General features: G+C 73.6%; 23 protein-coding genes and 1 riboswitch. Of the genes, 10 read left to right on the forward strand and 13 right to left on the reverse strand.

Going from position 1 to position 25,868, the window contains the following annotated elements:
• Positions 1-313: 313 nt before the first annotated feature.
• Positions 314-733 (reverse strand): Fur family transcriptional regulator, encoded by a 420-nt coding sequence (locus ADL22_RS03865; RefSeq protein WP_066973826.1) that lies wholly within the window; start codon positions 731-733, stop codon positions 314-316.
• Between the two features lie 160 nt (positions 734-893).
• Here ADL22_RS03865 and ADL22_RS03870 point away from each other — a divergent pair, with 160 nt between their 5' ends.
• Positions 894-2,357 carry a catalase gene (locus ADL22_RS03870; protein ID WP_066973828.1) on the forward strand — a complete coding sequence of 488 codons (1,464 nt, stop codon included), beginning with the start codon at positions 894-896 and terminating at the stop codon, positions 2,355-2,357.
• A 173-nt stretch (positions 2,358-2,530) separates the two neighbouring features.
• On the opposite strand, the gene ADL22_RS03875 is transcribed toward ADL22_RS03870, so the two are convergent.
• Together ADL22_RS03875 and hisN are read right to left on the reverse strand one after the other, a co-directional pair.
• Entirely contained in the window at positions 2,531-2,938 is a 408-nt protein-coding gene (locus tag ADL22_RS03875) for a cyclic nucleotide-binding/CBS domain-containing protein (RefSeq protein ID WP_066973830.1), read from the reverse strand.
• Positions 2,939-3,175: 237 nt separating this feature from the next.
• Positions 3,176-3,979, reverse strand: a complete 804-nt coding sequence (gene hisN / locus ADL22_RS03880) for a histidinol-phosphatase (protein ID WP_066973832.1) — start codon at positions 3,977-3,979, stop codon at positions 3,176-3,178.
• 186 nt (positions 3,980-4,165) lie between these two features.
• Between hisN and ADL22_RS03885 the strand changes: the two genes are divergently transcribed.
• The gene (locus ADL22_RS03885; protein ID WP_066973834.1) at positions 4,166-4,882 is read left to right on the forward strand and encodes a TetR/AcrR family transcriptional regulator; all 717 of its coding nucleotides are present in this window, start codon (positions 4,166-4,168) and stop codon (positions 4,880-4,882) included.
• Here the strand turns inward: ADL22_RS03885 and ADL22_RS03890 are convergent.
• The 4 genes from ADL22_RS03890 to ADL22_RS03905 form a co-directional block, all read right to left on the reverse strand.
• Positions 4,836-5,159: a DMT family transporter gene (locus tag ADL22_RS03890; RefSeq protein WP_066973837.1), complete on the reverse strand. Its 324-nt coding sequence runs from the start codon at positions 5,157-5,159 to the stop codon at positions 4,836-4,838. The two genes, ADL22_RS03885 and ADL22_RS03890, sit on opposite strands and share 47 nt — an antisense overlap.
• A 136-nt stretch (positions 5,160-5,295) precedes the next feature.
• The gene (rsgA, locus tag ADL22_RS03895) at positions 5,296-6,303 is read right to left on the reverse strand and encodes a ribosome small subunit-dependent GTPase A (RefSeq protein ID WP_066973839.1); all 1,008 of its coding nucleotides are present in this window, start codon (positions 6,301-6,303) and stop codon (positions 5,296-5,298) included.
• Between the two features lie 15 nt (positions 6,304-6,318).
• A complete protein-coding gene (aroA, locus tag ADL22_RS03900; RefSeq protein ID WP_066973841.1) occupies positions 6,319-7,671 on the reverse strand; it encodes a 3-phosphoshikimate 1-carboxyvinyltransferase in 1,353 nt (450 codons plus the stop codon).
• A gap of 236 nt (positions 7,672-7,907) precedes the next feature.
• A complete protein-coding gene (locus ADL22_RS03905; protein WP_066973843.1) occupies positions 7,908-8,621 on the reverse strand; it encodes a M50 family metallopeptidase in 714 nt (237 codons plus the stop codon).
• A gap of 35 nt (positions 8,622-8,656) precedes the next feature.
• On the opposite strand from ADL22_RS03905, the gene ADL22_RS03910 reads away from it, so the two are divergent.
• From ADL22_RS03910 to def, 8 genes are all read left to right on the forward strand, one after another.
• Positions 8,657-9,487, forward strand: a complete 831-nt coding sequence (locus ADL22_RS03910; protein WP_066973845.1) for an SOS response-associated peptidase — start codon at positions 8,657-8,659, stop codon at positions 9,485-9,487.
• 78 nt (positions 9,488-9,565) lie between these two features.
• Positions 9,566-10,213, forward strand: a complete 648-nt coding sequence (locus tag ADL22_RS03915) for an alpha/beta family hydrolase (RefSeq protein WP_066973847.1) — start codon at positions 9,566-9,568, stop codon at positions 10,211-10,213.
• A gap of 374 nt (positions 10,214-10,587) precedes the next feature.
• A complete protein-coding gene (locus tag ADL22_RS03920; RefSeq protein ID WP_066973849.1) occupies positions 10,588-11,289 on the forward strand; it encodes a sigma-70 family RNA polymerase sigma factor in 702 nt (233 codons plus the stop codon).
• The gene (gene rsrA / locus ADL22_RS03925; protein ID WP_066973851.1) at positions 11,286-11,684 is read left to right on the forward strand and encodes a mycothiol system anti-sigma-R factor; all 399 of its coding nucleotides are present in this window, start codon (positions 11,286-11,288) and stop codon (positions 11,682-11,684) included. The genes ADL22_RS03920 and rsrA overlap by 4 nt, the downstream gene beginning before the upstream one ends.
• Before the next feature lie 246 nt (positions 11,685-11,930).
• Positions 11,931-13,469, forward strand: a complete 1,539-nt coding sequence (locus tag ADL22_RS03930) for an HD-GYP domain-containing protein (protein WP_066973852.1) — start codon at positions 11,931-11,933, stop codon at positions 13,467-13,469.
• A complete protein-coding gene (locus ADL22_RS03935; RefSeq protein WP_066973855.1) occupies positions 13,466-14,704 on the forward strand; it encodes an HD-GYP domain-containing protein in 1,239 nt (412 codons plus the stop codon). Before ADL22_RS03930 ends, ADL22_RS03935 begins: the two co-directional genes overlap by 4 nt.
• Positions 14,705-15,080: 376 nt before the next feature.
• Positions 15,081-16,079 (forward strand): tetratricopeptide repeat protein, encoded by a 999-nt coding sequence (locus tag ADL22_RS03940; RefSeq protein ID WP_066973857.1) that lies wholly within the window; start codon positions 15,081-15,083, stop codon positions 16,077-16,079.
• Positions 16,080-16,148: 69 nt separating this feature from the next.
• Positions 16,149-16,778, forward strand: coding sequence for a peptide deformylase (gene def / locus ADL22_RS03945; protein WP_066973859.1), 630 nt, complete (start codon positions 16,149-16,151; stop codon positions 16,776-16,778).
• A gap of 24 nt (positions 16,779-16,802) precedes the next feature.
• Here def and ADL22_RS03950 read toward each other — a convergent pair whose 3' ends face one another.
• The 6 genes from ADL22_RS03950 to ADL22_RS03975 form a co-directional block, all read right to left on the reverse strand.
• Complete coding sequence (locus ADL22_RS03950; RefSeq protein WP_066973861.1) at positions 16,803-18,686, reverse strand: transglycosylase domain-containing protein; 1,884 nt, start codon at positions 18,684-18,686, stop codon at positions 16,803-16,805.
• 144 nt (positions 18,687-18,830) lie between these two features.
• The gene (locus ADL22_RS03955) at positions 18,831-19,850 is read right to left on the reverse strand and encodes a ribonucleotide-diphosphate reductase subunit beta (protein WP_066973863.1); all 1,020 of its coding nucleotides are present in this window, start codon (positions 19,848-19,850) and stop codon (positions 18,831-18,833) included.
• Positions 19,850-22,264 carry a ribonucleoside-diphosphate reductase subunit alpha gene (locus ADL22_RS03960; protein ID WP_066973865.1) on the reverse strand — a complete coding sequence of 805 codons (2,415 nt, stop codon included), beginning with the start codon at positions 22,262-22,264 and terminating at the stop codon, positions 19,850-19,852. The genes ADL22_RS03955 and ADL22_RS03960 overlap by 1 nt, the downstream gene beginning before the upstream one ends.
• Positions 22,265-22,421: 157 nt before the next feature.
• Positions 22,422-22,585: riboswitch (cobalamin riboswitch) on the reverse strand.
• 263 nt (positions 22,586-22,848) lie between these two features.
• Positions 22,849-24,513 carry a monocarboxylate uptake permease MctP gene (gene mctP / locus ADL22_RS03965; protein WP_066973867.1) on the reverse strand — a complete coding sequence of 555 codons (1,665 nt, stop codon included), beginning with the start codon at positions 24,511-24,513 and terminating at the stop codon, positions 22,849-22,851.
• Positions 24,513-24,770 carry a DUF3311 domain-containing protein gene (locus tag ADL22_RS03970; RefSeq protein ID WP_066973869.1) on the reverse strand — a complete coding sequence of 86 codons (258 nt, stop codon included), beginning with the start codon at positions 24,768-24,770 and terminating at the stop codon, positions 24,513-24,515. The genes mctP and ADL22_RS03970 overlap by 1 nt, the downstream gene beginning before the upstream one ends.
• A 194-nt stretch (positions 24,771-24,964) precedes the next feature.
• Positions 24,965-25,726 carry a GntR family transcriptional regulator gene (locus tag ADL22_RS03975; RefSeq protein WP_066973871.1) on the reverse strand — a complete coding sequence of 254 codons (762 nt, stop codon included), beginning with the start codon at positions 25,724-25,726 and terminating at the stop codon, positions 24,965-24,967.
• Positions 25,727-25,868: the final 142 nt, after the last annotated feature.

The raw sequence follows: 25,868 nt of genomic DNA on the forward strand, positions 1-25,868 counted from the left end.
GGGGAGGACGGAGGGGCGGGGGACGGGGGCGGCTCTCCCACGGGGTCTCCTCGCGGAGTGCGGATGGCGTGCCGCCGGGTCCGGCCGCGCCCTGGGAGTCCCGGGGCGCGCGGCCGGTCCGGTGGCCGAAAAGCGCGCTGCGCCGACGATATGACGGGTCGTCAGAAACGGGCAAGGGGCGTGCGCGGGCGGGATCCGCCGGCCGCCGGGCAGGGCGAAGCGCCGCCGGGCGCTCCTGCGAGGGGGCCGGGCGGTCGCCGGGGGAGAGGGGCCGGGTGGCCGGTGCGCGGCCCGGACGGGGGCCGCACCGGGGTCAGGAGGCGGCGGTGCAGTTGGGGCAGATGCCGCGGTACGTCACGGTGACCTCGGAGACCTCGAAGCCGTAGCGCTCGGGCTCGGGCAGCGCGGAGAGCGGATCGCCGTGCACGTGGACGTCGCGGATGGTGCCGCAGCGCGAGCAGACCAGGTGCTGGTGGTCGTGGTGGGCGTTCGGGTCGTAGCGCTTGGCGCGGCCGTCGGTGCTCACCTCGATCACCTCGCCCAGCGAGACCAGCTCGCCGAGGGTGTTGTAGACCGTGGCGCGGGAGATCTCGGGGAGGCGTTCGGACGCCTTCGCGTGGACTTCGTCGGCGGTGTAGTGGACGTGGTCCCCGTCCAGGACCTCGGCGACGACGCGGCGCTGCGCGGTCAGCCGCCAGCCGCGTCCCCGGAGTCGTTCGAGCAGGTCACTCATGCCAATCACCTATCAGTCAGATAGACACCAGGGTAGCAGCGGTGGTCCATCGCCGGATCGGGTACGACTTTCGGTCACTTCTTGACTTAGACAATGTCCAATGTAGGATCGGCCTCGGCGCACGCCAAGGGCAGGTGTAGAAGAGATTCAGGAGGCGCACGTGTCGGTAGAGAGCATCACCGGACCGCTGACCACGGAGACCGGTGCCCCGGTCGCGGACAATCAGAACAGCGAGACGGCCGGCGTCGGGGGTCCCGGTCTCATCCAGGACCAGCTCCTCATCGAGAAGCTCGCCCACTTCAACCGCGAGCGCATCCCGGAGCGCATCGTGCACGCCCGGGGCGCCGGCGCGTACGGCACCTTCACCGTCACCGCGGACGTGACGCAGTACACCCGCGCGAAGTTCCTCTCCGAGATCGGCAAGCAGACCGAGGTCTTCCTGCGCTTCTCGACCGTCGCCGGCAACCTCGGCGCGGCCGACGCGGTGCGCGACCCCCGCGGCTTCGCGCTGAAGTTCTACACCGAAGAGGGCAACTACGACCTCGTCGGCAACAACACCCCGGTGTTCTTCATCAAGGACGCCATCAAGTTCCCCGACTTCATCCACACCCAGAAGCGCGACCCGTACACCGGCTCCCAGGAGGCGGACAACGTCTGGGACTTCTGGAGCCTGTCGCCCGAGTCCACCCACCAGGTGACCTGGCTGTTCGGTGACCGCGGCATCCCCGCCTCGTACCGCCACATGGACGGCTTCGGCTCGCACACCTTCCAGTGGAACAACGAGGCCGGCGAGGTCTTCTGGGTCAAGTACCACTTCAAGACCGACCAGGGGATCAAGAACCTCACCCAGGCCGAGGCCAACAAGCTCGCCGGCGAGGACCCGGACAGCCACCAGCGGGATCTGCGCGAGTCCATCGAGCGCGGTGAGTTCCCGTCCTGGACGGTCCAGGTCCAGATCATGCCCGCGGCCGAGGCGGCCACCTACCGCTTCAACCCGTTCGACCTGACCAAGGTCTGGCCGCACGCGGACTACCCGCCGATCGAGATCGGCAAGCTGGAGCTCAACCGCAACCCCGAGAACATCTTCGCCGAGGTCGAGCAGTCGATCTTCTCCCCGCACCACTTCGTGCCGGGTATCGGCCCGTCCCCCGACAAGATGCTCCAGGGCCGCCTCTTCGCGTACGGCGACGCGCACCGCTACCGCGTCGGCATCAACGCCGACCACCTGCCGGTGAACCGCCCGCACGCCACCGAGGCGCGCTCCCACGGCCGCGACGGCGCGCTCTACGACGGCCGCCACGGCCGCCAGAAGAACTACGAGCCGAACAGCTTCGGCGGCCCCACCGAGACCGGCCGGCCGCTGTGGCAGCCGTTCCCGCTGACCGGCCAGACCGCCGAGAGCGCGGCCCCGGCGCACGCCGAGGACAACGACTTCGTCCAGGCCGGCAACCTCTACCGCCTGATGTCGGAGGACGAGAAGGAGCGCCTGATCAACAACCTCGCGGGCTTCATCGCCAAGGTCTCCCGCGACGACATCGCCCAGCGCGCGATCGAGAACTTCCGCAAGGCGGACGCGGACTACGGCAAGCGGCTGGAGGCCGCGGTCCAGGCCCTGCGCGGCTGACGGTCCCGTGCGGTAGGCCGCCGTCCCTCCGGCCGGCGGCCCGCCGCCCGCGGTGACCAGCCGCCGCTTGCCGTACATGCCGAAGAGGCCGGATGCCAGTGGGCTCCGGCCTCTTCGTGCGCCCGCCCGCGCGCGTCACGGGGCGTACGCCGCGCCCGGGTGCCGGGCGCCCCTCACGCCGCCGCGGTGGCCCGCTGCCGCGGGACGGCCGACCAGCAGCGCATGATGTCGCGGACGGAGACGATGCCGACGGGTTCCCGGCCGTCCAGGACGACCAGATGGCGGAAGCCGCCGCGCACCATGGCGCCCGCCGCGTCGTCCAGCGTCCAGTCGGGGGCGGCGAAGACCACGTCGGACGTGGTGTGGCCCTGGGCGGTCTCGCGGTCGGGATTCTCGCCCGCGCCCAGGGAGTTGAGGATGTCGCGCTCGGTGAGGATGCCGATGCCGCAGGTGTCCTGGTCGAGCACCACGGCCGCGCCGATGCGGCGGGCGGCCATCAGGCGTGCCGCCTGGCGGAGGGTGTGAGCCGGCCCGATGGTCAGGACCACCGTGCTCATGGCGTCTTTGACGAGCTGGGGCATGGAGCGGAGCCACCTCCTCGGTGTGTATGTGAGCATGCGAAGAGCTTCACAAGTTCACAAAGTGGGGGGTTCTCATGTTCACATGCGCCCGGTCGCGCAACAAGGGTCATTTGTTGGACACCCGTCCGAAAACCGTCTCCGGCGCAGGTCAGCGCCGGTGCCCGGGACGGAAGTGGCGGAAGTGGGGGACGGGGGCCGGGCCTATCGGGCCGCCGGCGACCGTCCCGGCCGCGCCCGTCAGCCCCGGCTGTCGCCGAGGTACGCCAGCAGGTCCTCGTGCAGCAGCCCGTTGGACGCCGCGGCGTTGCCGCTGTGCGGGCCCGGCCGCCCGTCCAGCCCGGTGAAGCGGCCGCCGGCCTCCTGCACGATCACCGCGCAGGCCGCCATGTCCCACAGCGACAGCTCCGGCTCCGCGCAGATGTCCACCGTCCCCTCGGCGACCATCATGTACGGCCAGAAGTCGCCGTAGGCGCGGGTGCGCCAGCAGTCCCGGGAGAGGTCCAGGAAGCCGGGGAGCTTGCCGCGCTCCTCCCAGCCGGTCAGGGACGAGTACGCGAACGACGCGTCCTCGATGCGGGACACCCGCGACGCCTGGAGCCGGGACGCCGTGGTCAGGCTGCGGCCGGTGTACGCGCCCAGGCCCTCGGCGGCCCACCAGCGGCGGTTGAGCGCCGGGGCGGAGACCAGGCCGACCACCGGGCGGTCGCCGCCCTCGCCGCGCTCCATCAGCGCGATCAGGGTGGCCCAGACCGGCACCCCGCGCACGTAGTTCTTGGTGCCGTCGATCGGGTCGATGATCCAGCGGCGCGGCCCGGAGCCCTCGCTGCCGAACTCCTCGCCGAGCACCGCGTCCCGCGGCCGGGCGCGCTGGAGCTGGGAGCGGATCAGCTCCTCGGCGGACTTGTCCGCCTCGGTCACCGGCGTCATATCCGGTTTGGTCTCGACCTCCAGGTCGAGCGCCTTGAACCGCTCCATGGTCGCGGCGTCCGCGGCGTCGGCCAGGACCTGTGCGAGGCGGAGATCATCGTGATAGTCGGGCATGGCCGAACAGTATCCACTGGCCCAGGCCAGATCCACACGGCCGGGCCGGGCCCTCCGGGTGGTCCGCGGCGGGCCGCCGGCGCCGGGCCGCCCCGGGGGTGCCGCCGTCCGCCCTTGACAGCCTCTGACGCCACGTCAATTCTGTGACCTGGCACACATTTTCGGCTCGGATCGGGGAGGTGGCGGATGCCGTCGGCGCGCGAGGCGCTGCTGGACGCCGCGTACACGGCGGTGCTGACCCGGCCCTGGACGGCCGTCCGCATGGTGGAGGTGGCCGCCGCGGCCGGCGTGTCCCGGCAGACCCTCTACAACGAGTTCGGCGGCAAGGACGGCCTGGCCCGCGCCCTGGTCCGCCGGGAGACCGAGGCGTATCTGGCCGGGGTGGAGCGGGCGCTGGGCGCCGGCGCCCCGGGCGCGGCGGACGGTGACGCGGCCGCGCGGATGGCCGCCGCGGCCGCCTGGACGGTCCGTACCGCGCGGACGAACCCGCTGGTCAGGGCCGCGCTGACGGGCTGCAGGCCGGACCGGCTGCCGACCGGGCGGACGGCCCCCGCCGAACTCGTCGGCCGCTTCCGCGAACGGGCCGTGGCGGCGCTGGCCCCCGGCCGGCCCCGGGAGGAGCTGCCGGCCCTGGCCGCCGCCTGCGAGGCCGCCGTGCGGCTGACGCTCTCGTGGGTGGTCGCCCCGGCGCTCCCGGATCCCGTACCGGACCGCGCGCCCGGCCGCGGCCCGGGGGCGGTGCCCCGGCAGCGGGGGCCGCGCCGGGACGCCGAGGCGGAGGCGGAGGCGGTGGCGCGGCTGGTCCGGGGCGCGTTCGCCGGGCTCGCGGCCGGCGGCCCCGGGGAGCCCGGCGCGGTCAGTGCGCCGAGCCGGACAGCTGCAGCCCGACCACCCCGACGATGACGAGGGTGATCGAGACGATCTTCAGGGTGGAGACCAGGTCGCCGAGGAAGACCATGCCGTAGATCGCGGTGCCGGCCGCGCCGATCCCCGTCCACACCGCGTACGCCGGGCCGACGTCGAGCTTGCGCAGCGCCAGGGTCAGCAGACCGAAGCTGCCGAGGGCGAAGACCGCGAAGGCGATGGTGGGGTAGAGCCGGGTGAAGCCGTGCGAGAGCTTGAGGCAGACCGCGAAGCCGGTCTCCAGCAGCCCCGCCACCACGACCAGCAGCCACGCCATATCGCATCGCCTCCGTCAGCTCGGTGACCGCTTCCGCCGGATGACCGCTTCCGACCGGCCCGGTCCGGGCCTGACCGGTCCTGGTGTGCACGTGATTATGCCCGGATGCCGTACGGGCGGCCGCGGATTGCCGGGATCAGTCGCCCTCGCGTCGCTCCCGGGTGGCCAGCAGCCGGCGCAGCGAATACAGCCGGGCCGGATCGGCGTGCCCCTCGGCCACCCACGCGTCCAGCGCGCAGTCCGGCTCGTCGTGGCTGCACGCCCGCGGACAGCCCTCGGTGCCCGGTACGAGGTCCGGGAAGGCGTGGATGACCCGGGACGGATCGACGTGCGCCAGCCCGAAGGACCGCACGCCCGGGGTGTCGATGACCCACCCGGTGTCGCCCGGCAGCGGCAGCGCCAGCGCCGAGGTGGTGGTGTGCCGGCCGCGGCCGGTGACCGCGTTGACGTGCCCGGTGGCCCGGCGGCGCTCCGGCACCAGGGCGTTGACCAGCGTCGTCTTGCCCACCCCGGAGTGCCCGACGAACGCCGTCATCCGGCCGGTCAGCTGCTCCCTGACCCGCTCGGCGGCGCCGCCGTCGGCCAGCTCCTCGCGGTTGGTGACCACGTACGGGACGCCGAGCGCGCCGTAGGACTCCAGCAGCGCGTCCGGCGGCGCGAGGTCGGACTTGGTCAGCACGAGCAGCGGGTCCAGCCCGGCGTCGTAGGCGGCGACCAGGCAGCGGTCGATCAGCCGGGGCCGGGGCTCGGGGTCGGCGAGCGCGGTGACGATCGCCAGCTGGTCGGCGTTGGCGACCACCACCCGCTCGTACGGATCGTCGTCGTCGGCGGTGCGGCGCAGCGTGGAGCTGCGCGGCTCCACCCGGACTATCCGGGCCAGTGTGTCCTTGGCCCCGGTCAGATCGCCCACCACCGCGACCCGGTCGCCGACCACCGCGCTCTTGCGGCCCAGTTCGCGGGCCTTCATGGCGGTGACCGTGCGGCCGTCGATCAGGCAGGTCAGCCGGCCGCGGTCGACGGTCAGGACCAGGCCCTCGCGGGCGTCCTCGTGCTTGGGGCGGATGTTCGTCCGGGGGCGGTTGCCCTTGCGGTTGGGGCGGACCCGGACGTCGTCCTCATCGGGGTTCTTGCCGTAGCGGCGCATGGTGCTCGCGGTCCCTCAGACTCTCCGGGCGGGGGCCGCCGCCGGATCGAGCATCTGCGTCCACAGGGCCGGGAAGTCCGGCAGGGTCTTGGCGGTGGTGGCGACGTTCTCCACCTCGACGCCCTCGACGGCCAGGCCGATGACCGCGGCGGCGGTGGCCAGCCGGTGGTCGTCGTAGGTGCGGAAGACGCCGCCGTGCAGCGGGCGCGGGCGGATGTGCAGGCCGTCGGCGGTCTCGGTGACATCGCCGCCGAGCTCGTTGATCTCCTTGGTGAGCGCGGCCAGCCGGTCGGTCTCGTGCAGCCGGAGGTGGGCCACACCGCGCAGGGTGGAGGGGGAGTCGGCGAGCGCGGCGACCGCGGCGATGCCCGGGGTCAGCTCGCCGACCTCGCCCAGATCGACGTCGATGCCGTGGATCCGGCCGCTGCCGGTGAACGTCAGGCCCAGGTCCGTCAGCTCGCACGAGCCGCCCATGGCGGTGAAGATCTCGCGCAGCGCGTCGCCGGGCTGGGTGGTGTGCTCGGGCCAGTCCGGGATGGTGACCGTACCGCCGGTGACCAGCGCGGCCGCCAGGAACGGCTGGGCGTTGGAGAGGTCCGGCTCGACGACGAGGTCGCGGCCGAGCAGCGCGCCGGGGGTGACCCGCCAGACGTTCGGCTCACCGCCCGCCTCGGGGGTGTCCACCTGGGCGCCGACGCTGCGCAGCATGTCGACGGTCATCCGGATGTGCGGCATCGAGGGCAGCGCCGCGCCGACGTGCCGGACCTCGACGCCTTGGTTGAAGCGCGGCGCGGACAGCAGCAGGGCGCTGACGAACTGCGAGGACGAGGAGGCGTCGATCTCCACCGCGCCGCCTTCGAGGGCGCCGCCGCCGAACACCGTCATCGGCAGCGCGCCGCGGTTGTCGTCGTCGATCCGGGCGCCCAGGGCGCGCAGCGCCTCGATGACGCCGCCGAGCGGGCGCTCGTACGAGCGGGGGTCGCCGTCGAAGCGGATGGGGCCGTCGGCGAGCGCGGCGACCGGCGGCAGGAAGCGCATGACGGTGCCGGCGTTGCCGACGTCGACGGTGGCCGGGCCGTGCAGACCGGCCGGGATGATCCGCCACGCCTCGCCGCCGGAGGCGTCCGAGGAGCTGGAGGAGGCGGTCTCCTCGATGCCTACGCCCATGGCGCGCAGCGCCTCGGCCATCAGCAGGGTGTCGCGGGAGCGCAGCGGGCGGCGCAGCCAGCCGGGCTCGGAGGAGAGGGCGGCCAGGACGAGGCCGCGGTTCGTGACCGATTTCGAGCCGGGCACGGTGACGGTGGCATCCACCGCCCCGGGGGCAACGGGGGCGGGCCACAGGGCGGGGAGGGCGGGGCTCTCGGTCATGCCCTTACTTTAATGGCTGGACAAGGGTACCGATCTTGATCAAAACCGTCGCAACCTGCGCGAAACACGGCTTTCGCGGTGCAACCGCAGGCAGCGGGCCTCTCCGGGGCAACAGGGGCGACACCGACATACGGAATGTGGGTTACCGAAAGCCGCTGGTGGGGTATCCGCGGCGCGTTCCACCGGGGACGTTCGACCGGGGGCGCTGCACCGGGCGCGTCCCGGCGCGGCGCTCGTCATATACCGAGCAGCCAGCGCCCGCCGCCCATCAGGGAGCACACCGTCACCACGTGGAAGAAGCCGAGCCAGACGGCGGCCGGGACGTGGGTGAGCCGGGCCAGCTGGTCGGGGTCGGAATCCACCGCGCCGCCGCGCCGCCGCTTCCCGTGCAGTTCGAACGGCGGCCGCACCCCGCCCAGCAGCAGGAACCACACCACCGCGTACCCGAACACCGCCTGCACCGCCGGCGCGGTCAGCCAGGACACCAGCAGGAACGTGCCGCCCGCCAGCACCACCGTGAGCACGCCGTACGCGTTGCGGATCATCACCAGCATCGCCAGCAGCAGCGCGGTGGCCCCCCACAGCAGCGCCGTGATGTGCCCGGCGGCCAGCAGCGCGGCGCCCGCCAGACCCAGCAGCGAGGGGGCGAGATAGCCGGCCGCGGCGGTCAGGATCATGCCGATTCCGTGCGGTTTGCCGCGTGAAACGGTCAGACCCGAGGTGTCCGAGTGCAGCCGGATGCCGTCCAGGCGGCGGCCGGTGAGCAGCGCCAGCAGCCCGTGGCCGCCCTCGTGCGCGATGGTGACGGCGTTCCGGGACAGCCGCCAGGCGGTGCGCGGGACGACGGCACCCAGCGCGAGCACGCCGGTGGCGATCACCAGCCAGAGCGCGGGGCCGGGCTGGGCCGAGAAGACCCGGTCCCAGACGTCGGTGAGGTGGTGGGTGTCCATGTCTCCCCTTCGTGTGGCATGGCAGTGTGGCATGTATGTGCGGTAGGTATGCAGCGAGCCGGAAGCCCGAGGACCTGGTGGGGATCTTCGGCGTCCAGCAGTGGGAGCCGACGGAGACCCTGGCGCCCAGCTGGAACATCGCCCCGACGGACAACGTCCACGCGGTACTGGAACGTCCCCTCAAGGGCGAGGCCGCCGCCGCCTTCCCCCCGGGGCCGGTGCGCCAGCTGCGGACCCTCAAGTGGGGCCTGGTCCCGTCGTGGGCCAAGACGCCCGAGGGCGCCGCGCGGATGATCAACGCGCGGGCCGAGACGGTGCACGAGAAGCCCTCGTTCCGGCAGGCGTTCGCGGCCCGCCGCTGCCTGCTCCCCGGCGACGGCTACTTCGAGTGGGTCACCGGCGCCGCCGAGCGGCAGCTGGAGGAGCAGGGCAAGCGGAAGCGGCCCCGCAAGCAGCCGTACTTCGTGACGCCGGCGGACGGTTCGGTGATGGCGATGGCCGGGCTCTACGAGTTCTGGCGCGACCCCACGCTGCCCGGCGACCACCCGCTGGCCTGGTGGGTGACGTGCACGGTCGTCACCACGGAGGCCGAGACCACCCCGCTGGCCGGGGCGGACGGCGGCGAGGGCCCGCGGTCGCTCGCCGAGATCCACCCCCGGATGCCGCTGGTGCTGCCCCCGGACCGCTGGGACGCCTGGCTCGACCCGGCCCGCACCGACCCCGCCGACGTCCGGGAGCTGCTGGCCCCGCCGCCGCCCGGGACGATGCGCGCCTACCCGGTGTCCACGGAGGTCAGCAACGTCCGCAACAACGGGCCGGAGCTGGTCACCGAACTGGCCGCGCCGGAGGCCGGGACGCTGTTCTGACCGGCCGGGCGGGGCACGCCTGATGTGCCCGGCGGGGCGGCCGCGCCCTCTCGGGTGCCGCGCGGGCAGGATGGGCGTATGAGCACGAGGGCGAACGAGAGCGAGACGGTCGCGACGCCGGCGGGCGACGCCCGGATCTCCTGGTACCGCGACGCCGGGCCGGCCCGGGCGGTGGTCGCGGTGGGCCACGGCGCCGGCGGCGGCATCGAGGCCCGCGACCTCCAGGCGCTGGCGGCCGCGCTGCCGCCCCGGGGCTACACCGTGGCGCTGGTCGAGCAGCCGTGGCGGGTGGCCGGCAAGAAGGTGGCGCCCGCGCCGAAGACCCTGGACACCGGATGGACCGCGCTGTGGCCGGCGCTGGCGAAGCCCGGCCTGCCGGTGGTCGCGGCCGGGCGCAGCGCCGGCGCCCGGGTGGCCTGCCGTACAGCGCGCGAGCTGGGCGCCCACGCCGTACTGGCGTTGAGCTTCCCGCTGCATCCCCCGGGGAAGCCGGAGAAGTCCCGGGCCGGTGAACTGGCCGGCGCCGGGGTGCCGGTCCTGGTGGTGCAGGGCGGACGGGACCCGTTCGGGCGGCCCGCGGAGTTCCCGGCCGGGACGCGGATCGCCGAGGTGGCCCACGGCGACCACGGGTTCGCGGTGCCGAAGTCGGCGGGGGTGAGTGAGGCGGACTCGATGGCGCAGCTCACCGGCGCGGTGCTGGCCTGGCTGGACGAGCTGTTCGGCTGACCGGGTGCGCGGCGGGACGCCGTGGCACCGGGGCGGCGTCCACCGGGGCGGGTCCACCGGGGCGGCCGGACCCGGGCGCGGGCGGCGGGCGGTGCGGAAAAAATCCCCGGCCGGGCGGGGAATGATCGTGCGGGCGGCACTGTTGTGGCAGGCGTAAGCAGTGGAGTTGCCTCCAGCGCGCACGAGGAATGGGAGACCGCCGCATGGGAATCGCTTGCCCGGCCCGACCGGCCGCCGACCTGCAGTGGCCGCAGGCGCAGGCGGCGCAGCCCGCTCTCGCTGGAGCGGCGGTGGCACCGGATCGTCGTCTATTCTCCGAATCGAGAGGACCCGCGGCGCACGCCGCAGCGGGATCCGCCACGGTGTTGGAGGAGGTGGGTCCGGTCACCGGAACCGACGCAGGGACCGACGGCCCGGCCGCGGAGCAGTCCGCGGACCGGCCGGAGAGCGGCGCCGAGCGCAACGCGCGCTTCGAGCGGGACGCCCTCGGCTTCCTCGACCAGATGTACTCCGCCGCCCTGCGCATGACGCGCAATCCGGCCGACGCGGAGGACCTGGTCCAGGAGACCTACGCCAAGGCGTACGCGTCCTTCCACCAGTTCCGGGAGGGCACCAACCTCAAGGCGTGGCTGTACCGCATCCTGACCAACACCTTCATCAACTCCTACCGCAAGAAGCAGCGGGAGCCGCAGCGCAGCGCCGCCGACGAGATCGAGGACTGGCAGCTCGCCCGCGCCGAGTCCCATATGTCGACGGGTCTGCGCTCCGCCGAGTCGCAGGCGCTGGACCACCTCCCGGACTCGGACGTGAAGGCCGCGCTCCAGGCGATCCCCGAGGAATTCCGGATCGCCGTCTATCTGGCGGACGTCGAGGGGTTTGCGTACAAGGAGATCGCGGACATCATGGGGACACCCATCGGCACGGTGATGTCCCGTCTCCACCGCGGCCGGCGCCAACTGCGCGGCATGCTGGAGGATTACGCCCGTGAGCGCGGGCTGGTCCCGGCGGGGGCGGCTGCCGAGGGGCAGTCCGCGCGGACGCCGGAGCCGCACGACCGGAAAGGCTCGGGATCATGAGCTGCGGAGAGCCGCACGAGAAGGACTGCTCAGAGGTCCTTGACCACCTTTACGAATACCTCGACCGGGAGATGCCGGCGGGGGAGTGCGCGGAATTCCAGGTCCATCTCGACGAGTGCTCGCCGTGCCTGGAGAAGTACGGCCTGGAGCAGGCCGTGAAGAAGCTCGTCAAGCGCTGCTGCGGCCATGACGACGTGCCGGCCGATCTGCGGTCCAAGGTCATGGGCCGGATCGAGCTGATCCGGGCCGGGGAGACCGTGCCCGAGGTCAGCGTCCTGGACCAGGCCCGGCACGAGCAGGCCCAGCGCCTGGCGGCGCAGGCGGAGGCCCGGGGCGGTGCCGTCCCGGCCCCCGAGGCCGGTACGGCCGGCAGCGCGGCCGCGCCCGCGGAGTAACGCCCGCCGAGGCCCCCCGAGTAGCGCGTTCACGCGCCGGACGCGCGCCCCCGCGCACGGGTCGGAGGCTCGCGCCCGAACGCCTGCGCGCTCGTATCGCCCTGGAGAGTGAGGGGCCGGGGGTCCGCACCGTTCGATCCGCGGATGCGCCCCCTCGGGCCGCCCACCGCCTCTATTCTCGCCGGATCCCCGCGGGGCGCGGCCAGCCGCCGCGCGGGTGCGTCGGGCAGGGGCGAGGAGGGCGCGATGCGGGAACTTCCGGCGGCCGCACGGCTGTACATCGGCTGCGCCGCCTTGGCCGCGGGGCTCTGCGCGGCCCCCGCGGCAGGGCTCGGCCCCACCGCCCCCTGGACCGGCGCCCTGGTGCTCGGCGCGGTGTACGGCCTGTGCGCGCGGATCCGCCGCTGCCCGCTGACGGACGGTCCGGGCGGGCCGGGCCCGGATGCCGGGGCAGGCCCGGACCTTGCCACCGCGACCGACCCCGCGACCGCCCCCGCCCCCGCCGGAACCGGCGGCTTCCCCCCGGGCTGGGCCGCCCCCCTCCTGCTCGCCGCCGCCTTCCTGCTGCCCCCGCCGCTGGCCGCGCTGGCCGCCGTCCCCGGGGCCCTGCTGGCCCAGGCCGAGCGGCCCTGGCCCGCCGCCCGCCGCGTCTGGCGCGCCGCCGAACTCGCCCTCGCCACCTGGACGGCCGCCCAGGTCTTCCGGGCGCTCGCCCCGGCCGCGCCCGCCGCCCTCCCGGAGCTGCTGCCGCCCGCCCTGGCCGCCGCCGGCGCCTGCGGCGCGGTGCTGGGCGCGCTCGGCGGCGGCATCCTGGTCCTGGCCGAGGGCCGCCCGCCGCGCGCCGCCTGGCGCGCCACCGCGGCCCGGACGCTCGCCCCGTACCTCGTCCACGGGCTCACCGGGCTGCTGATGGCGGTGCTCTGGCGCAGCGCGTACGGGCCGCCCGCGGCGCTGCTGGTGCTGCTGCCGGTCCACCTGTCCTGCTGGGCGTTCGCGCAGTACCACCGGGAGCGCGCCGCCCGCCAGGCCGCGCTGGGCGCCCTCGTCCAGGCCGTCGGGATCAAGGACCGCTACACCCGCGGGCACAGCGAGCGGGTCGGCCGGGCGTCGGTGCTGATCGCCCGGGAACTGGGCCTGGACGGGGAGCGGGTGGAGGTGCTGCGGTTCGCCGGGACGCTGCACGACGTCGGCAAGCTCGGCGTGCCCACCGGGGTGCTGTGCAAGGACGGGCCGCTGACCCCGGAGGAGCGCCGGATCATCGAGCTGCACCCGGAGTACGGTCACGAGATCGTGCGCGGTATCGGCTTCCTGGGCGAGGCCCGGGCGGCGATCCTGCACCACCACGAGCGGGTGGACGGCAGCGGCTATCCGTACGGCCTGACGGGCCATCAGATTCCGGAGTGCGCGCGGGTGGTGGCGGTCGCCGACGCCTTCGACGCGATGACCTCCACCCGCTCGTACCGCCGGGCCCGCCCGGTGCCCGCCGCGGTCGCCGAGCTGCACCGGTGCGCGGGGACGCAGTTCGATCCCCGGATGGTCCGGGCGCTGGCCGCCGCCCTGGAGAAGTACGGCTGGCCGGCCGGCCCGGTGGCCGCGGCGGACCCGGCCGACCCGGTGCCCGCGGCGGCCCCGGGGGACCGGTCGCCCGCGGCGGAGCCCGCGCCCCCGGCCGACCCGGCGGCCCCGGCCCGCGACCGGGCGCCGGAACCCGTGCCGGCCGGGCGCGGAAACGTCCCTCCTGGCCGGTTCCGCCGGCCGGAGACCGGCCCGGGAGCCGCCCGGTGACCCGCCGCGCCGCCCTCCTCGTCCACGGCCCGGCCGCCGTCCTGGCCTGCTGGGGCCTGGGCCACACGCTCTGGCACGGCGCCGCCGACCCCCGGGCCGCGCTGGCCTTCGGGGCGCTGATCGCGGTCGGCGAGGCGGTCCGGGACCCGGCCGGCCGGGACGGCGCCCCGCTCGCGGCCGCCGGGGCGCTCGGCTACGCGCTGCTCGGCGCGGCCGGCGGCCCGGCGGCCCACGGGGTGCCGCAGACCCTCGCGGTCGTCCTGGCCGGGTCCCTGGCCGGGCTCGTGCCCTACCTGGCGCGCGGCGGCGGCCCGGTACTGGACCCGCTCGCCCGCCGGGTGCTGACCGCCGGTTTCGCCGCCGCCTGCGCCCAACCTCTCTGCGCGCTGGGCGGGTTGGGCATCTGGGGCGCCGATGGGCCGGTGTGCCCGCTGATGCTGCTGCCGCTCCCGGTGCTCACCGCGCTCTGCGACGCGGTGCTGGCGGCCGCGCTGACCGGGGCCCGCACCGGCCGCCCGTACGGCCCGCTGCTGCGCGAGGAGGTGCGGGCGCTGCCCGGCGTCGGGACGGCGGTGGGCGCGACCGGCGTGGTGCTGGCGCCGGCCGTCGCGGCCGCCGGGCCGTGGGCGCTCCCGGTCGCCGGTCTGCCGCTGCTGCTCACCCAGTACGCCGTCCGCCGGTGCGCGGCGGCCCGCGCCACCTGCCGGCAGACCATCGCCTCGCTGGCCCGGGCCACCGAGCTGGCCGGCTGCGCACCGCCCGGCCACGCCCGCCGGGTGGCCGCGCTCAGCCGCGCGGTGGGCCGCGAACTGGGCCTGCGGCAGCCCGAGTTGGACGCCGTGGAGCACGCCGCGCTGCTGCACGACATCGGCCGGCTCGCGCTCCCCGACCCCCCGCCCGGCGGCGCCCCGGCCCCGCTGCGGCCCGCCGAACGGCGCCGGGTCGCGCTGCTCGGCGCCGCCGTGGCCCGGCGGACCGGCGCCCCGCCGGAGGTCGCGGTGATCGTCGAGCGGCAGGCCGACCCGTACCGCCGGCAGCCGGTCGCGGCCCGTATCGTCCGCACCGCCGACGCCTACGACGACCTGGTGGCGGGCGGTGGCCCCGGGGGCGGGCCGGCGGCCCTGGAGGCGCTGCGGCTGGCCACCGCCCGGGACCACGAGCCCCGGGTCGTCGAGGCGCTGGGCCGGGTCCTGGCGCGCGGCGGCCCGGCGGAGCGCGGCGGCCCGGTGGACTGAGCGGCGCGGTGGACCGGCCGCGCGGCGGCCCGGCGGACCGGACCGCCCCCGGGCGCGCGCCGGGGCGCGGAAGCGGCCCGCACGCCCCGCCACAGGCCCCCGTACCCCCCTGCCGCCCACTGTTCCCCGCCCGTCCACCGGGCGGGAACCCATGGGTAATGAGCGGCCCGCGAGATGGGCATGGTTGGATGCGAAGGAAGGCCCCCGCAGGGGGTTCAGGGGGTCGGCGCGGGGCAAGAGCCGCAGCAGGGGCGCAGCACACCGGGCTGAGGCCGACGGCAATCTGTGGCAGGTTGTCGAGTGGGCCCCCAGAAGGCCCCGGGCGCCGCCCGGGTCACCTCCGGAGCGGCACAAGAGCAACCAGCAGGCGGGAATCGTGAGGATCTTCGGCAAGGTACGGCACCGGCCCTCCGCCTCGTGGCGGCAGGCGACCGACCGCGCTTTCACGCTGATCGGCGACGGCCGTTACGAGGACGCGGGCGCGCTGCTGACCCGCGCGGCGGACATGGAGCCGTGGCTGTCGGAGTCCTGGTTCAACCTCGCGCTGCTGCACAAGTTCCGGCACGACTGGGAGCAGGCCAGGGCCGCCGGGCTGCGCGCGGTGGCCCTCCTGGACCGCGAGACCGGGGCGCCCGACTGGTGGAACGTGGGCATCGCCGCCACCGCCCTCCAGGACTGGCCGCTGGCCCGCCGCGCCTGGCAGGCGTACGGCCTGAAGGTCCCCGGGGACGGCTCCCCCACGGGTGAGCCGCTGGGCATGGCGCTGGGGAGCGCCGCGGTCCGGCTCTCGCCCGAGGGCGAGGCCGAGGTGGTCTGGGGCCGCCGGCTGGACCCGGCCCGTATCGAGGTGCTGTCCATCCCGCTGCCGTCCTCCGGGCGGCGCTGGGGCGAGGTGGTGCTGCACGACGGGGTCCCGCACGGTGAGCGGACGACCACCGGCGCCGGCGGGCAGACCCGCGCCTTCCCGGTCTTCGACGAGATCGAGCTGTGGGCGCCGTCCCCGGTGCCCACGTGGGTGGTGCTGCTGGAGGCCGCCACCGAGGCCGACCGGGACGCCCTGGAGCAGCTGGCCGCCGACGCCGGTTTCGCCGCCGAGGACTGGTCCTCGTCCGTGCGGCTGCTGTGCCGTACGTGCTCCGAGAGCCGGATGCCCAGCGACGAGGGCGACGGCGAGCACCTCGATCCGCACGACCACAGCGAGCCCGGCCACCCCGGGCCGCTGGGCCACCGCACGGCCGGCTCCGGTTCGCTGTGGGTACCCGAGCGGGAGTGCGGCATCGCGGCGCCCGCCGCCCTGGTGCGCGGCCTGCTGGACGGCTGGGTCGCGGACAGCCCGGACACCCGGGAATGGCGTGATCTCGAAGAGGTCTGCTGAGCGGCCGGCCGGGCCCCCGTAGGCTGTAAGGCGTTACCCCAGGGTTTTGCAGGAAGGCGTGCGGCGGAGATGGCCCAGCAGGACAGTGACCAGCAGGTGAGCGTCGAGTTCCTCGACGACGTCACGGACGCGAAGGAGCGCGAGGCGGCCCACCGGGAGCGTGGCACCTCCCGCCCGATCACCGTGGTCGGCAATCCGGTCCTCCACAAGGAGTGCAAGGACGTCACGGAGTTCGACGACGAGCTGGCGCGGCTGATCGACGACATGTTCGCCAGCCAGCGCACCGCCGAGGGCGTCGGCCTGGCCGCCAACCAGATCGGCGTGGACCTCAAGGTCTTCGTCTACGACTGCCTGGACGACGAGGGCGTCCGGCACGTCGGCCACGTCTGCAACCCCGTCCTGGACGAGCTGCCGGCCGAGCGCCGGGTGCTGGACGACTCCAACGAGGGCTGCCTGTCCGTCCCCGGTGCCTACGCCCCCATGCCGCGCCCCGATTACGCCGTGGTCCGCGGGCAGAACTCCAAGGGCGAGCCGATCGTCGTCCAGGGCACCGGCTACTTCGCGCGCTGCCTCCAGCACGAGACCGACCACCTCTACGGCTACCTCTACATCGACCGGCTCTCCAAGCGGGAGCGCAAGGACGTCATGCAGCAGATGGCCGAGCGGGAGCCCCGCTACCCCGTCGTGCCCAACGACTGAGGCTCCCCGGCCGCCCAGCGCGGCCTATGGGGCGTTCCGGTAGGCGGTCCAGACCTGGGGCGGGAGCGTGGTGCCCAGCCCGGTGTCGGGGCCGCCGACGCCGTTCAGGGGCAGCAGCTCGGGCGCCCCCGGCTTGTTCCGGAAGAGGGTGATCGCGGTGGTCGGCTCGGTGCCGGTCCCGCTGCCGGACGGCGGCGGGGTGGCCACGCACCACGCCGACTTCAGCCGGTCCCCGGGCTCGGTGGCCGCGGCCGCCGGCGGCTGCTCGGTCGGTATGCTGCCCGGCGCGCCCAGCAGGCGCCACCCCAGCCCCTCCAGCACGGACGTCATCTGCCCCGCCACTCCGCGGCTGACCACCTCCTGCGGCTCGGGCCGCTCGAAACCGGCCACCGGCTTCCCCTGGTAGGTCATCCGGTCCACCGCGTACGGCTCGGCGTGGAGGCCGCCGTTGGCGAAGGTGGTGTACGCGCTGGCCAGCCGGACCGCGCTGGGCGCCGAGGTGCCCAGCGGGAAGGTCTGCTCCAGCTCGGCCAGGCTCTCCTTGCGCAGCCCGGCGGAGAGCACCAGCTTCCGTACGCGCTCCAGCCCGAGCCGCTGCCCGGCCTGGACGAACGGGGCGCCGCGGCCCTGTATCAGGGCGGCGCGCAGCTCGTCGGACCGGTTCGGCGCGTCCGCCGGGTGGGGCTGCTCCCCGTAGCGCTCCTCCTCGTCCTGGAGGGCGGCGGCCAGTACGAACGGCTTGAAGGCGGAGCCGGCCGGGACGGCGGTGGTGTCCGCGTTGTTGCTGAAGTGCCGGGTGGCGTCCGCGCCGCCGTAGAGCGCCAGGATCGCGCCGTCGGTGGGCCGGACCGAGGCCGCGCCGAATTCCACGAAGGTGTCCTCGGCGCGTTTCTTCGGATCGAGGTTTTTCGCCCGGACGTCGTTCACCGCTTTCTCCAGCCGCCGGGTGCGCTGTTTGTCGAAGGTGGTGTGGATGCGGTAGCCGCCGCGGGCCAGGTCCTTGTCGGTCAGTCCGGTGGCGCTTTTGACGAACTTGTTGGCGATATCGACGAGATAGCCGGTCTGGCCGGCCTGGCTGGTGGGTTTGGCGACCGGGCGCGGCTCGGGGAATTCCCGGTATTTCTCCCGTTCCTTCTTGTCCATCGCGCCGGTGGCCACCAGCCGGTCCAGGATCCACGACCAGCGGTCCACCGCGCGCCGGTGGTTGGCCGGGCTCAGCCCGGGATCGTACTGCTCGGAGCCCTTCAGTACGGCGGCCAGCAGGGCGCCCTGGCTGGGATCCAGGTTCTTGGCGTCGATACCGTAATAGGCGTGGGCCGCCGCCTGTATGCCGTTCGAACCGCGCCCGAACCAGCTGGTGTTGAGATATCCCCGCAGGATCTCGTCCTTGGATTTCCGGTTGCTGACCTTCAGCGCGATGATGAATTCCTTCACCTTGCGGGTGGCGGTCTGCTCCGGCGAGAGATAGGTGTTCTTCACGTACTGCTGGGTGATGGTCGAACCGCCCTGGGTGTCGCCGCCGGAGACCATGGCCACCACCGCGCGGGCGATGCCGGTCAGGGAGACCCCGGGATCGCTGTAGAAGGTGGCGTTCTCGGCCGCTATCACCGCGTTCCGCACATGCTCCGGTACGCCGGTGAGCGGGATGTTCTGGCGGTTGACGGCGCCGACGCTGACCATCTGGCTGCCGTCCGCCCAGTAGTAGACGCTGGCCTCCTTGCCGGCCAGCGCGTTCTCGTCCGGGATGTCCACCTTCGCGTAGACATACGCGAACAGCCCCGCCAGGCAGGCGAGGACGAAGGTGAACGACCCGAGCCACAGCCGCCACGACGGCAGCCAGCGGCGCACCCCCTTCCGGCCCAGGCGGGGGTAGTCGATGTACCGGCGGCTTCGCTTCGTGGCCTCCATGTCCCGGTAGATGTGGTGGCACAGGCTCCGGTTGCCGCTCCGGCCGACCGGTGATCGAACGCTCACAATCACCGGGCGGCCGGATGCCGGGACGGCCGGGGACGTCGCATGCCCCGGGAGCCGCGGGCCTTGGGAAACCGTCGGCTAGAAGTCGTCGTCGAAGGAGACCGAGCCCTCCACCGCGACCTGGTAGGCCGAGGGCCGCCGCTCGAAGAAGTTGGTCAGCTCCTGGACGTCCTGGAGGTCCATGAAGGAGAACGGGTTCTCCGAGCCGTAGACGGCCGGGAAGCCCAGGCGGCGCAGCCGCTGGTCGGCGACGCACTGGAGGTACTCGCGCATCGACGCGGTGTTCATCCCCGGCAGGCCGTCCCCGCACAGGTCCCGGGCGAACTGCAGCTCGGCCTCCACCGCCTCCTTCAGCATCGCGGTGACCTCCGCCCCGAGCGCGTCGTCGAAGAGGTCCGGCTCCTCCTGGCGGACGGTGTCCACCACGGAGAACGCGAACTCCATGTGCATCGACTCGTCGCGGAAGACCCAGTTGGTGCCGGTGGCCAGCCCGTGCAGCAGCCCGCGCGAGCGGAACCAGTAGACGTAGGCGAACGCGCCGTAGAAGAACAGGCCCTCGATGCAGGCGGCGAAGCAGATGAGGTTGAGCAGGAAGCGGCGGCGGTCGGCCTTCGTCTCCAGCCGGTCGAGCTCGTCGACGTGGTCCATCCACCGGAAGCAGAACTGGGCCTTCTCCCGGATGGAGGGGATGTTCTCCACCGCGGCGAAGGCGGCGGCGCGGTCCTCCGGATCGGGGAGGTAGGTGTCCAGCAGCGTCAGGTAGAACTGGACGTGCACGGCCTCCTCGAAGAGCTGGCGGCTCAAGTACAGCCGCGCCTCCGGGGAGTTGATGTGCTTGTACAGCGTCAGTACGAGGTTGTTGGCGACGATCGAGTCACCCGTGGCGAAGAACGCCACCAGCCGGCCGATCAGGTGCTGCTCCCCGGGGGAGAGCTTGGCGAGGTCGGCGACGTCGGAGTGCAGATCGACCTCCTCCACCGTCCAGGTGTTCTTGATCGCGTCCCGGTAGCGGTCGTAGAAGTCCGGGTAGCGCATCGGGCGGAGCGTGAGCTCGAAGCCCGGGTCGAGGAGGTTCTTCGGGGCGGTCGGAGTCGTCATTACTGGCATGCCTCGCAGGACTCGGGGTTTTCCAGGGAGCAGGCGACGGCCTCGGCGGCGGTCACCGGGGACGGGGCGGGAACGGTGGCGGCGGCCTGCGCGCGGGCCGACTGGGCGATCCGGGTGGCCGGCCGCGACCGCAGGTAGTACGTGGTCTTGATGCCGCGCTTCCAGGCGTAGGCGTACATCGAGCTGAGCTTGCCGATGGTCGGCGACGCCATGAAGAGGTTGAGCGACTGGCTCTGGTCCAGGTAGGGCGTGCGGTCCGCGGCCATGTCGATCAGGGCGCGCTGGGGGATCTCCCAGGCGGTGCGGTAGCGGTGCCGGACGTCCTCGGGGATCCAGGCCAGGTCCTGGACGGAGCCGTTGGCCTCGCGCAGCGCGTCCCGGGTCCGCGCGTCCCACAGGCCCAACTCCTTGAGCTCCTCCACCAGATAGGTGTTGACCTGAAGGAACTCACCGGACAGCGTCTCGCGTTTGAAGAGATTGGAGACCTGCGGCTCGATGCACTCGTAGACACCGGCGATGGAGGCGATGGTGGCGGTCGGAGCGATGGCCAGGAGCAGCGCGTTGCGCATACCCGTCCGGGCGATACGGGCGCGCAGCGCGGCCCAGCGGTCCGCCCAGCGCGGCTCGGCGTCCGGGTAGTGGTCCGGGTGCAGGACGCCGCGCGCGGTGCGGGTCGCCTCCCATGCCGGCAGCGGGCCGTGCCGTTCGGCCAGGTCGGCGGACGCCTCGTAGGCGGCGAGCATGATCCGCTCCGAGATGCGGGTGGACAGCTCCCGCGCCTGCGGTGAGTCGAACGGCAGCCGCAGCCGGAAGAAGACGTCCTGGAGGCCCATCAGGCCCAGACCGACCGGCCGCCAGCGGGCGTTGGAGGCGGCGGCCTGCTCGGTCGGGTAGAAGTTGATGTCCACCACGCGGTCGAGGAAGGTGACGGCGGTGCGGACGGTGGCGTCCAGCCGCTCCCAGTCCATCGCGCCGTCCTCGCCCAGGTGGGCGGCGAGGTTCACCGACCCCAGGTTGCAGACCGCGGTCTCGCCGTCGCTGGTCACCTCCAGGATCTCGGTGCACAGGTTGGAGGAGTGCACCACCGCGCCCGGTTCGGCGGTCTGGTTGGCGGTGCGGTTGGCGGCGTCCTTGAAGGTCATCCAGCCGTTGCCGGTCTGCGCCAGCGTCCGCATCATCCGGGAGTACAGCACCCGGGCCGGGATCCGCTTGACGGCCCGGCCGTCCGCCTCCGCCGCCCGGTAGGCCGCGTCGAACTCCGCGCCCCACAGGTCCACCAGCTCCGGCACCTCGGCGGGCGAGAAGAGCGACCACTCCTCGTCGGCCGCCACCCGGCGCATGAACTCGTCCGGGATCCAGTGCGCGAGGTTGAGGTTGTGGGTCCGGCGGGCCTCCTCGCCGGTGTTGTCCCGCAGCTCCAGGAATTCCTCGATGTCGGCGTGCCAGGTCTCCAGGTAGACGCAGGCCGCGCCCTTGCGGCGGCCGCCCTGGTTGACCGCCGCCACCGAGGCGTCCAGGGTGCGCAGGAAGGGCACGATGCCGTTGGAGTGCCCGTTGGTGCCGCGGATCAGCGAACCGCGGGCGCGGACCCGGGAGTACGGCAGGCCGATGCCGCCGGCGTGCTTGGAGAGCCGGGCCACCTGGTGGTAGCGCTCGTAGATCGAGTCCAGCTCGTCCAGCGGGGAGTCCAGCAGATAGCAGGACGACATCTGCGGGTGCCGGGTCCCGGAGTTGAAGAGGGTGGGGGAGGACGGCAGGTAGGAGAGCGTGCTGGTCAGCCGGTACAGCTCGGCGACGTCCGCGAGCGCCCGCCGCGAACCGTCCTCGGCCAGCCCGCAGGCCACCCGCAGCAGGAAGTGCTGGGGCGTCTCGATGACCTTCCGGGTGACGGGGTGGCGCAGCAGGTAGCGGGAGTACAGGGTGCGCAGCCCGAAGTACCCGAAGCGGTCGTCGGCGCCGGCCTCCAGCGCCTCGCCGACCAGCGCGTCCAGCCGCTCGGCGTGGGCGCGGACGAACGCGGCGGTGGCGTCCGCGATCAGCCCTTCCCGGTGCCCGGTGGCGACCGACGCGGAGAACGCGGTGGCGCCCTGGCCGGCCGCCTCCTCGGCGATCGCGCGGGTGAGCAGGCGGGCGGCGAGCCGGGAGTACTGCGGCTCCTCGCCGATCAGGCCGGCCGCGGCCTCGGTGGCCAGGGCGCGCAGTTCGGCCGCGTCGGAGCCGGGGTGCCGGCCGCGCAGGGCGGCGGCGGCCACCTTGCCGGGGTCGGTCGCGGTCAGATCGGCGGTCAGCTCGGTCAGCGTCCGCAGCAGGGCGGTGCCCGGACCGTCCCCGGCGGGAGACGCGGGCGCGGTGGCGGACCGCCCGGCCTGGGCGTCTGACACGGGCTCCGTTGGCGCGATGGTCACCTGATGCTCTCCCTCACTCGGCGGGGGCCGGGAGGGCGGCGGCGCGACGGGCGCGCGGGCGGGCGGCACCCCGGGTACGCCGGGGTGCGCGGGCCGGCCGCGCGGCGTCCACCGGCCCATCCCTCGGGGCCCGGACGTATCGACGCCGCACCGATGGCGGTGCGGACGTACCGTCGGCAGGTCATCGGACTTAAGCGCGCGCACGAACGGACCGTGGGGAAGGGCCGCGTACGGCGCTCTCACCGTTGCGGGACAGCTCCGGATTCGCACCGGATTCCCCTGCGGCGACAGCGAGCACGAGCATACATCTTGTGCCGCTGTCCGGGCGCACCCCCACATGTTGTGGCGCGGGCCGGGCGACCTCCTGGCGCGGCGCCGCGCGGGCCCTCCGCGCCGCGGTGACCACGGGGTGACTGTCAGTGGTCGCCGCTATCGTCGGTTCCACGTTCCCTGCCGCGTTCCGGCTCGGCTGCGACAGCAAGGAGGAGCCGCCATGACCGCGCTCGCCGGTACTGGCCATCACACGGCGAAGGCCGCCGCGTTCGGGAGGAACGCGGCGGCCCGGGAGGGGATATGAGGGAGCGTCAGTGGCCAGCGGGGGCGCCTGCCGTGGCCGGGGGCAGGTCCGGGGTGACGCCCTTGTCGCCGAGGTCGGCGGTGTAGTCGCCGGGGGTGGTCTCGTCGACGCCCTCGGGGGCCTTGAGGGCCTTGAGGACGAAGGTCAGGACGACGGTCACCACGACGTTCAGGACGAAGGCGGTGAGACCGATGTAGCCGATCTGGCCGATGCCGGGGATCTCCGCGCTGGAGCCGCCGAAGTGCTTCTGCGTCGGGCTGGCCACCCCGTACGCGGCGAGCGTGCCGTAGACCATGCCGACCGCCCAGCCGGCCAGCAGCGCCCAGCGGTGGAACCACCGGGTGAAGAGCCCGCCGACCAGCGCCGGCATGGTCTGCATGATCCAGATGCCGCCCAGCAGCTGGAAGTTGATCGCGACGGTCTTGTCCATGGTCAGGACGAAGGCCAGCGCGCCGACCTTGACCAGGAGGGAGACCAGCTTGGCGACCTTGTGCTCCTGCTCGGGCGTGGCCGCGGGCCGGATGAAGTCCTTGTAGACGTTCCGGGTGAAGAGGTTGGCGGCGGCGATCGACATGATCGCGGCGGGCACCAGCGCGCCGATCCCGATCGCGGCGAAGGCCACGCCCGCGAACCAGCTCGGGAACATGTCCGCGAAGAGCTGCGGGATCGCCAGCTGCGCGTTCCCGTGGGTGTCCGTCCCGGCCTTGATCGCCATGAAGCCGAGCAGCGCGAGGAAGCCCAGCATCAGCGAGTAGAGGGGGAGGATGGTGGTGTTGCGGCGGATCACGTTGCGGCTGCGCGAGGAGAGCGTCGCGGTGATCGAGTGCGGGTACATGAACAGCGCCAGCGCCGAGCCGAGTGCGAGCGTGGCGTACGCCCACTGGGCGTTGGGCCCGCTGGCCAGTTCACCGCGCGGTTTGCCGGTCGGCCCGTGCTGGGCCAGCGTCTTGCCGGCCGCGTGGAAGATCTCGCCGAAACCGCCCAGCTTGATGGGGATGTAGATGATGGCCACCGCGATGACGAGGTAGATCAGCCCGTCCTTGACGAACGCGATGAGCGCCGGCGCCCGCAGCCCGGAGGAGTAGGTGTACGCCGCCAGCACCGCGAAGGCGATCAGCAGCGGCAGATCCTTGACGAACCAGTTGGCGTGCTCCCCGCCGCCGACGCCCATCACGTCCAGCACGGCCTGGATGCCGACCAGTTGGAGCGCGATGTACGGCATCGTGGCCAGCAGTCCGGTGAGCGCCACGGCCAGCGACAGGCCCTTCGAACCGAAGCGGCCGCGCACGAAGTCGGAGGTGGTGACGTAGCCGTGCCGGTGCGAGACCGACCACAGCCGGGGCAGGAAGGTGAAGATCAGCGGGTAGACCAGGATGGTGTACGGGACGGCGAAGAAGCCGGAGGCGCCCGCCGTGTAGATCGCCGCCGGGACGGCCACGAACGTGTACGCGGTGTACAGGTCGCCGCCGAGCAGGAACCACGTGATCCAGGTGCCGAAGCTGCGCCCGCCCAGGCCCCATTCGTCGAGGTTGGCGGACTGCTCGGCGCGGCGCCAGCGCGCGGCCAGGAAGCCCATGACCGTCACGGCGAGGAAGAAGACGATGAAGACGGTGAGCGCCACGCCGTTGACACCCTGGGGGCCCGCGGCGAGCGTGGTGGCGGGGGAGTTCATCACTGGGCACCGCCCTTGCGGGCGCGCTGCTCACGCCGGACGAGCCGGTAGGCGACGGCGGTCAGCGCCGTCGAGATCAGCACCCACGCCATCTGGTACCAGTAGAAGAACGGGATCCCGATCAGCGTCGGTTCGATCCTGGCGTACGAACTCACCCACAGCATCGCGATGAACGGGGCGAGCAGACACAATCCGGCCACCACCCGTGTGGGGGTGACGACCGGTCTGCGGTCCGGTGATGCGGCGTTCTCGGCCATGACCGTGGCTCCCGTCCCTGTCTGAACTCCTGGGTAATCGGCTGGAAATGTAAGCCAGCGGCGTGGCAGCCGTCACCAGCTGTCCGCATATCGGTATGGAGCGGTGACCACGGGGGAGTTGGGCGGACGGGCGCCGGGACGGGGCGCGGTGGGCGGGCCCGGTGCCCCGGTCGGTGGTCCGGTCCGGCGCGCGGTCAGTCCGCCGGCCGCTGGAGCCGGGCGACGAACTTGTAGCGGTCGCCGCGGTAGACCGACCGCACCCACTCCACCGGCCGCCCCTCGGCGTCCAGCGAGTGCCGGGAGAGCAGCAGCATCGGCAGGCCCACGTCGGTGCCCAGCAGCCCGGCCTCGCGCGGTGTGGCCAGCGACGTCTCGATGGTCTCCTCGGCCTCCGCCGGGCGCACCGCGTACACCTCGGCCAGCGCGGTGTAGAGGGAGGTGTACTTGACGAGGTTGCGGCGCAGCGCCGGGAAGCGCTTGGCGGACAGATGGGTGGTCTCGATGGCCATCGGTTCGCCGCTGGCCAGCCGCAGCCGCTCGATGCGCAGCACCCGGCCGCCGGGGGTGATGTCCAGCAGTCCGGCCAGCCGGTCGTCGGCGGTGACGTAGCCGATGTCCAGCAGCTGCGAGGTCGGCTCCAGGCCCTGCGCCCGCATGTCCTCGGTGTACGAGGTCAGTTGCAGCGCCTGCGAGACCTTCGGTTTGGCGACGAAGGTGCCCTTGCCCTGGATGCGCTCCAGGCGGCCCTCGACGACCAGCTCCTGGAGGGCCTGCCGGACGGTGGTCCGGGAGGTGTCGAACTCGGCGGCGAGGGTGCGTTCGGGCGGGACGGGGGTGCCCGGCGGCAGGGTCTCGGTGATCTCCAGCAGATGCCGCTTGAGCCGGTAGTACTTGGGCACCCGGGCGGTGCGCGTGGCCCCGCCGCCGTTCTCGGCGCTGCCCGCCTCGGTCTCCATGCCCCGCCTCTCCGCTGCCTGTCCTGCTGCCGTCACCGGCTCCTCCGTACGTAGCGGCTCACATCGTGGCACGGACGGGCCGGCCGTGCGGCTTCGCGGGTCCCGCCCCGCCAGATGTCGGTCCGGTAACGGACCTGACAGC

It is taken from the genome of Streptomyces sp. NRRL F-4489, assembly GCF_001509485.1.
GTDB lineage: Bacteria > Actinomycetota > Actinomycetes > Streptomycetales > Streptomycetaceae > Streptomyces.

What these genes read in the sequence shown, in the direction of transcription:
- ADL22_RS03905 (WP_066973843.1), bottom strand. Translation starts at nt 8,621, where the DNA reads ATGGACACCCACCACCTCACCGACGTCTGGGACCGGGTCTTCTCGGCC.
- hisN (WP_066973832.1), bottom strand. Translation starts at nt 3,979, where the DNA reads ATGCCCGACTATCACGATGATCTCCGCCTCGCACAGGTCCTGGCCGAC.
- aroA (WP_066973841.1), bottom strand. Translation starts at nt 7,671, where the DNA reads ATGACCGAGAGCCCCGCCCTCCCCGCCCTGTGGCCCGCCCCCGTTGCC.
- rsrA (WP_066973851.1), top strand. Translation starts at nt 11,286, where the DNA reads ATGAGCTGCGGAGAGCCGCACGAGAAGGACTGCTCAGAGGTCCTTGAC.
- mctP (WP_066973867.1), bottom strand. Translation starts at nt 24,513, where the DNA reads ATGAACTCCCCCGCCACCACGCTCGCCGCGGGCCCCCAGGGTGTCAAC.
- ADL22_RS03875 (WP_066973830.1), bottom strand. Translation starts at nt 2,938, where the DNA reads ATGCCCCAGCTCGTCAAAGACGCCATGAGCACGGTGGTCCTGACCATC.
- ADL22_RS03885 (WP_066973834.1), top strand. Translation starts at nt 4,166, where the DNA reads ATGCCGTCGGCGCGCGAGGCGCTGCTGGACGCCGCGTACACGGCGGTG.
- ADL22_RS03910 (WP_066973845.1), top strand. Translation starts at nt 8,657, where the DNA reads ATGTGCGGTAGGTATGCAGCGAGCCGGAAGCCCGAGGACCTGGTGGGG.
- ADL22_RS03955 (WP_066973863.1), bottom strand. Translation starts at nt 19,850, where the DNA reads ATGACGACTCCGACCGCCCCGAAGAACCTCCTCGACCCGGGCTTCGAG.
- rsgA (WP_066973839.1), bottom strand. Translation starts at nt 6,303, where the DNA reads ATGCGCCGCTACGGCAAGAACCCCGATGAGGACGACGTCCGGGTCCGC.
- ADL22_RS03865 (WP_066973826.1), bottom strand. Translation starts at nt 733, where the DNA reads ATGAGTGACCTGCTCGAACGACTCCGGGGACGCGGCTGGCGGCTGACC.
- ADL22_RS03970 (WP_066973869.1), bottom strand. Translation starts at nt 24,770, where the DNA reads ATGGCCGAGAACGCCGCATCACCGGACCGCAGACCGGTCGTCACCCCC.
- ADL22_RS03930 (WP_066973852.1), top strand. Translation starts at nt 11,931, where the DNA reads ATGCGGGAACTTCCGGCGGCCGCACGGCTGTACATCGGCTGCGCCGCC.
- ADL22_RS03950 (WP_066973861.1), bottom strand. Translation starts at nt 18,686, where the DNA reads ATGGAGGCCACGAAGCGAAGCCGCCGGTACATCGACTACCCCCGCCTG.
- ADL22_RS03975 (WP_066973871.1), bottom strand. Translation starts at nt 25,726, where the DNA reads ATGGAGACCGAGGCGGGCAGCGCCGAGAACGGCGGCGGGGCCACGCGC.
- ADL22_RS03890 (WP_066973837.1), bottom strand. Translation starts at nt 5,159, where the DNA reads ATGGCGTGGCTGCTGGTCGTGGTGGCGGGGCTGCTGGAGACCGGCTTC.
- ADL22_RS03915 (WP_066973847.1), top strand. Translation starts at nt 9,566, where the DNA reads ATGAGCACGAGGGCGAACGAGAGCGAGACGGTCGCGACGCCGGCGGGC.
- def (WP_066973859.1), top strand. Translation starts at nt 16,149, where the DNA reads ATGGCCCAGCAGGACAGTGACCAGCAGGTGAGCGTCGAGTTCCTCGAC.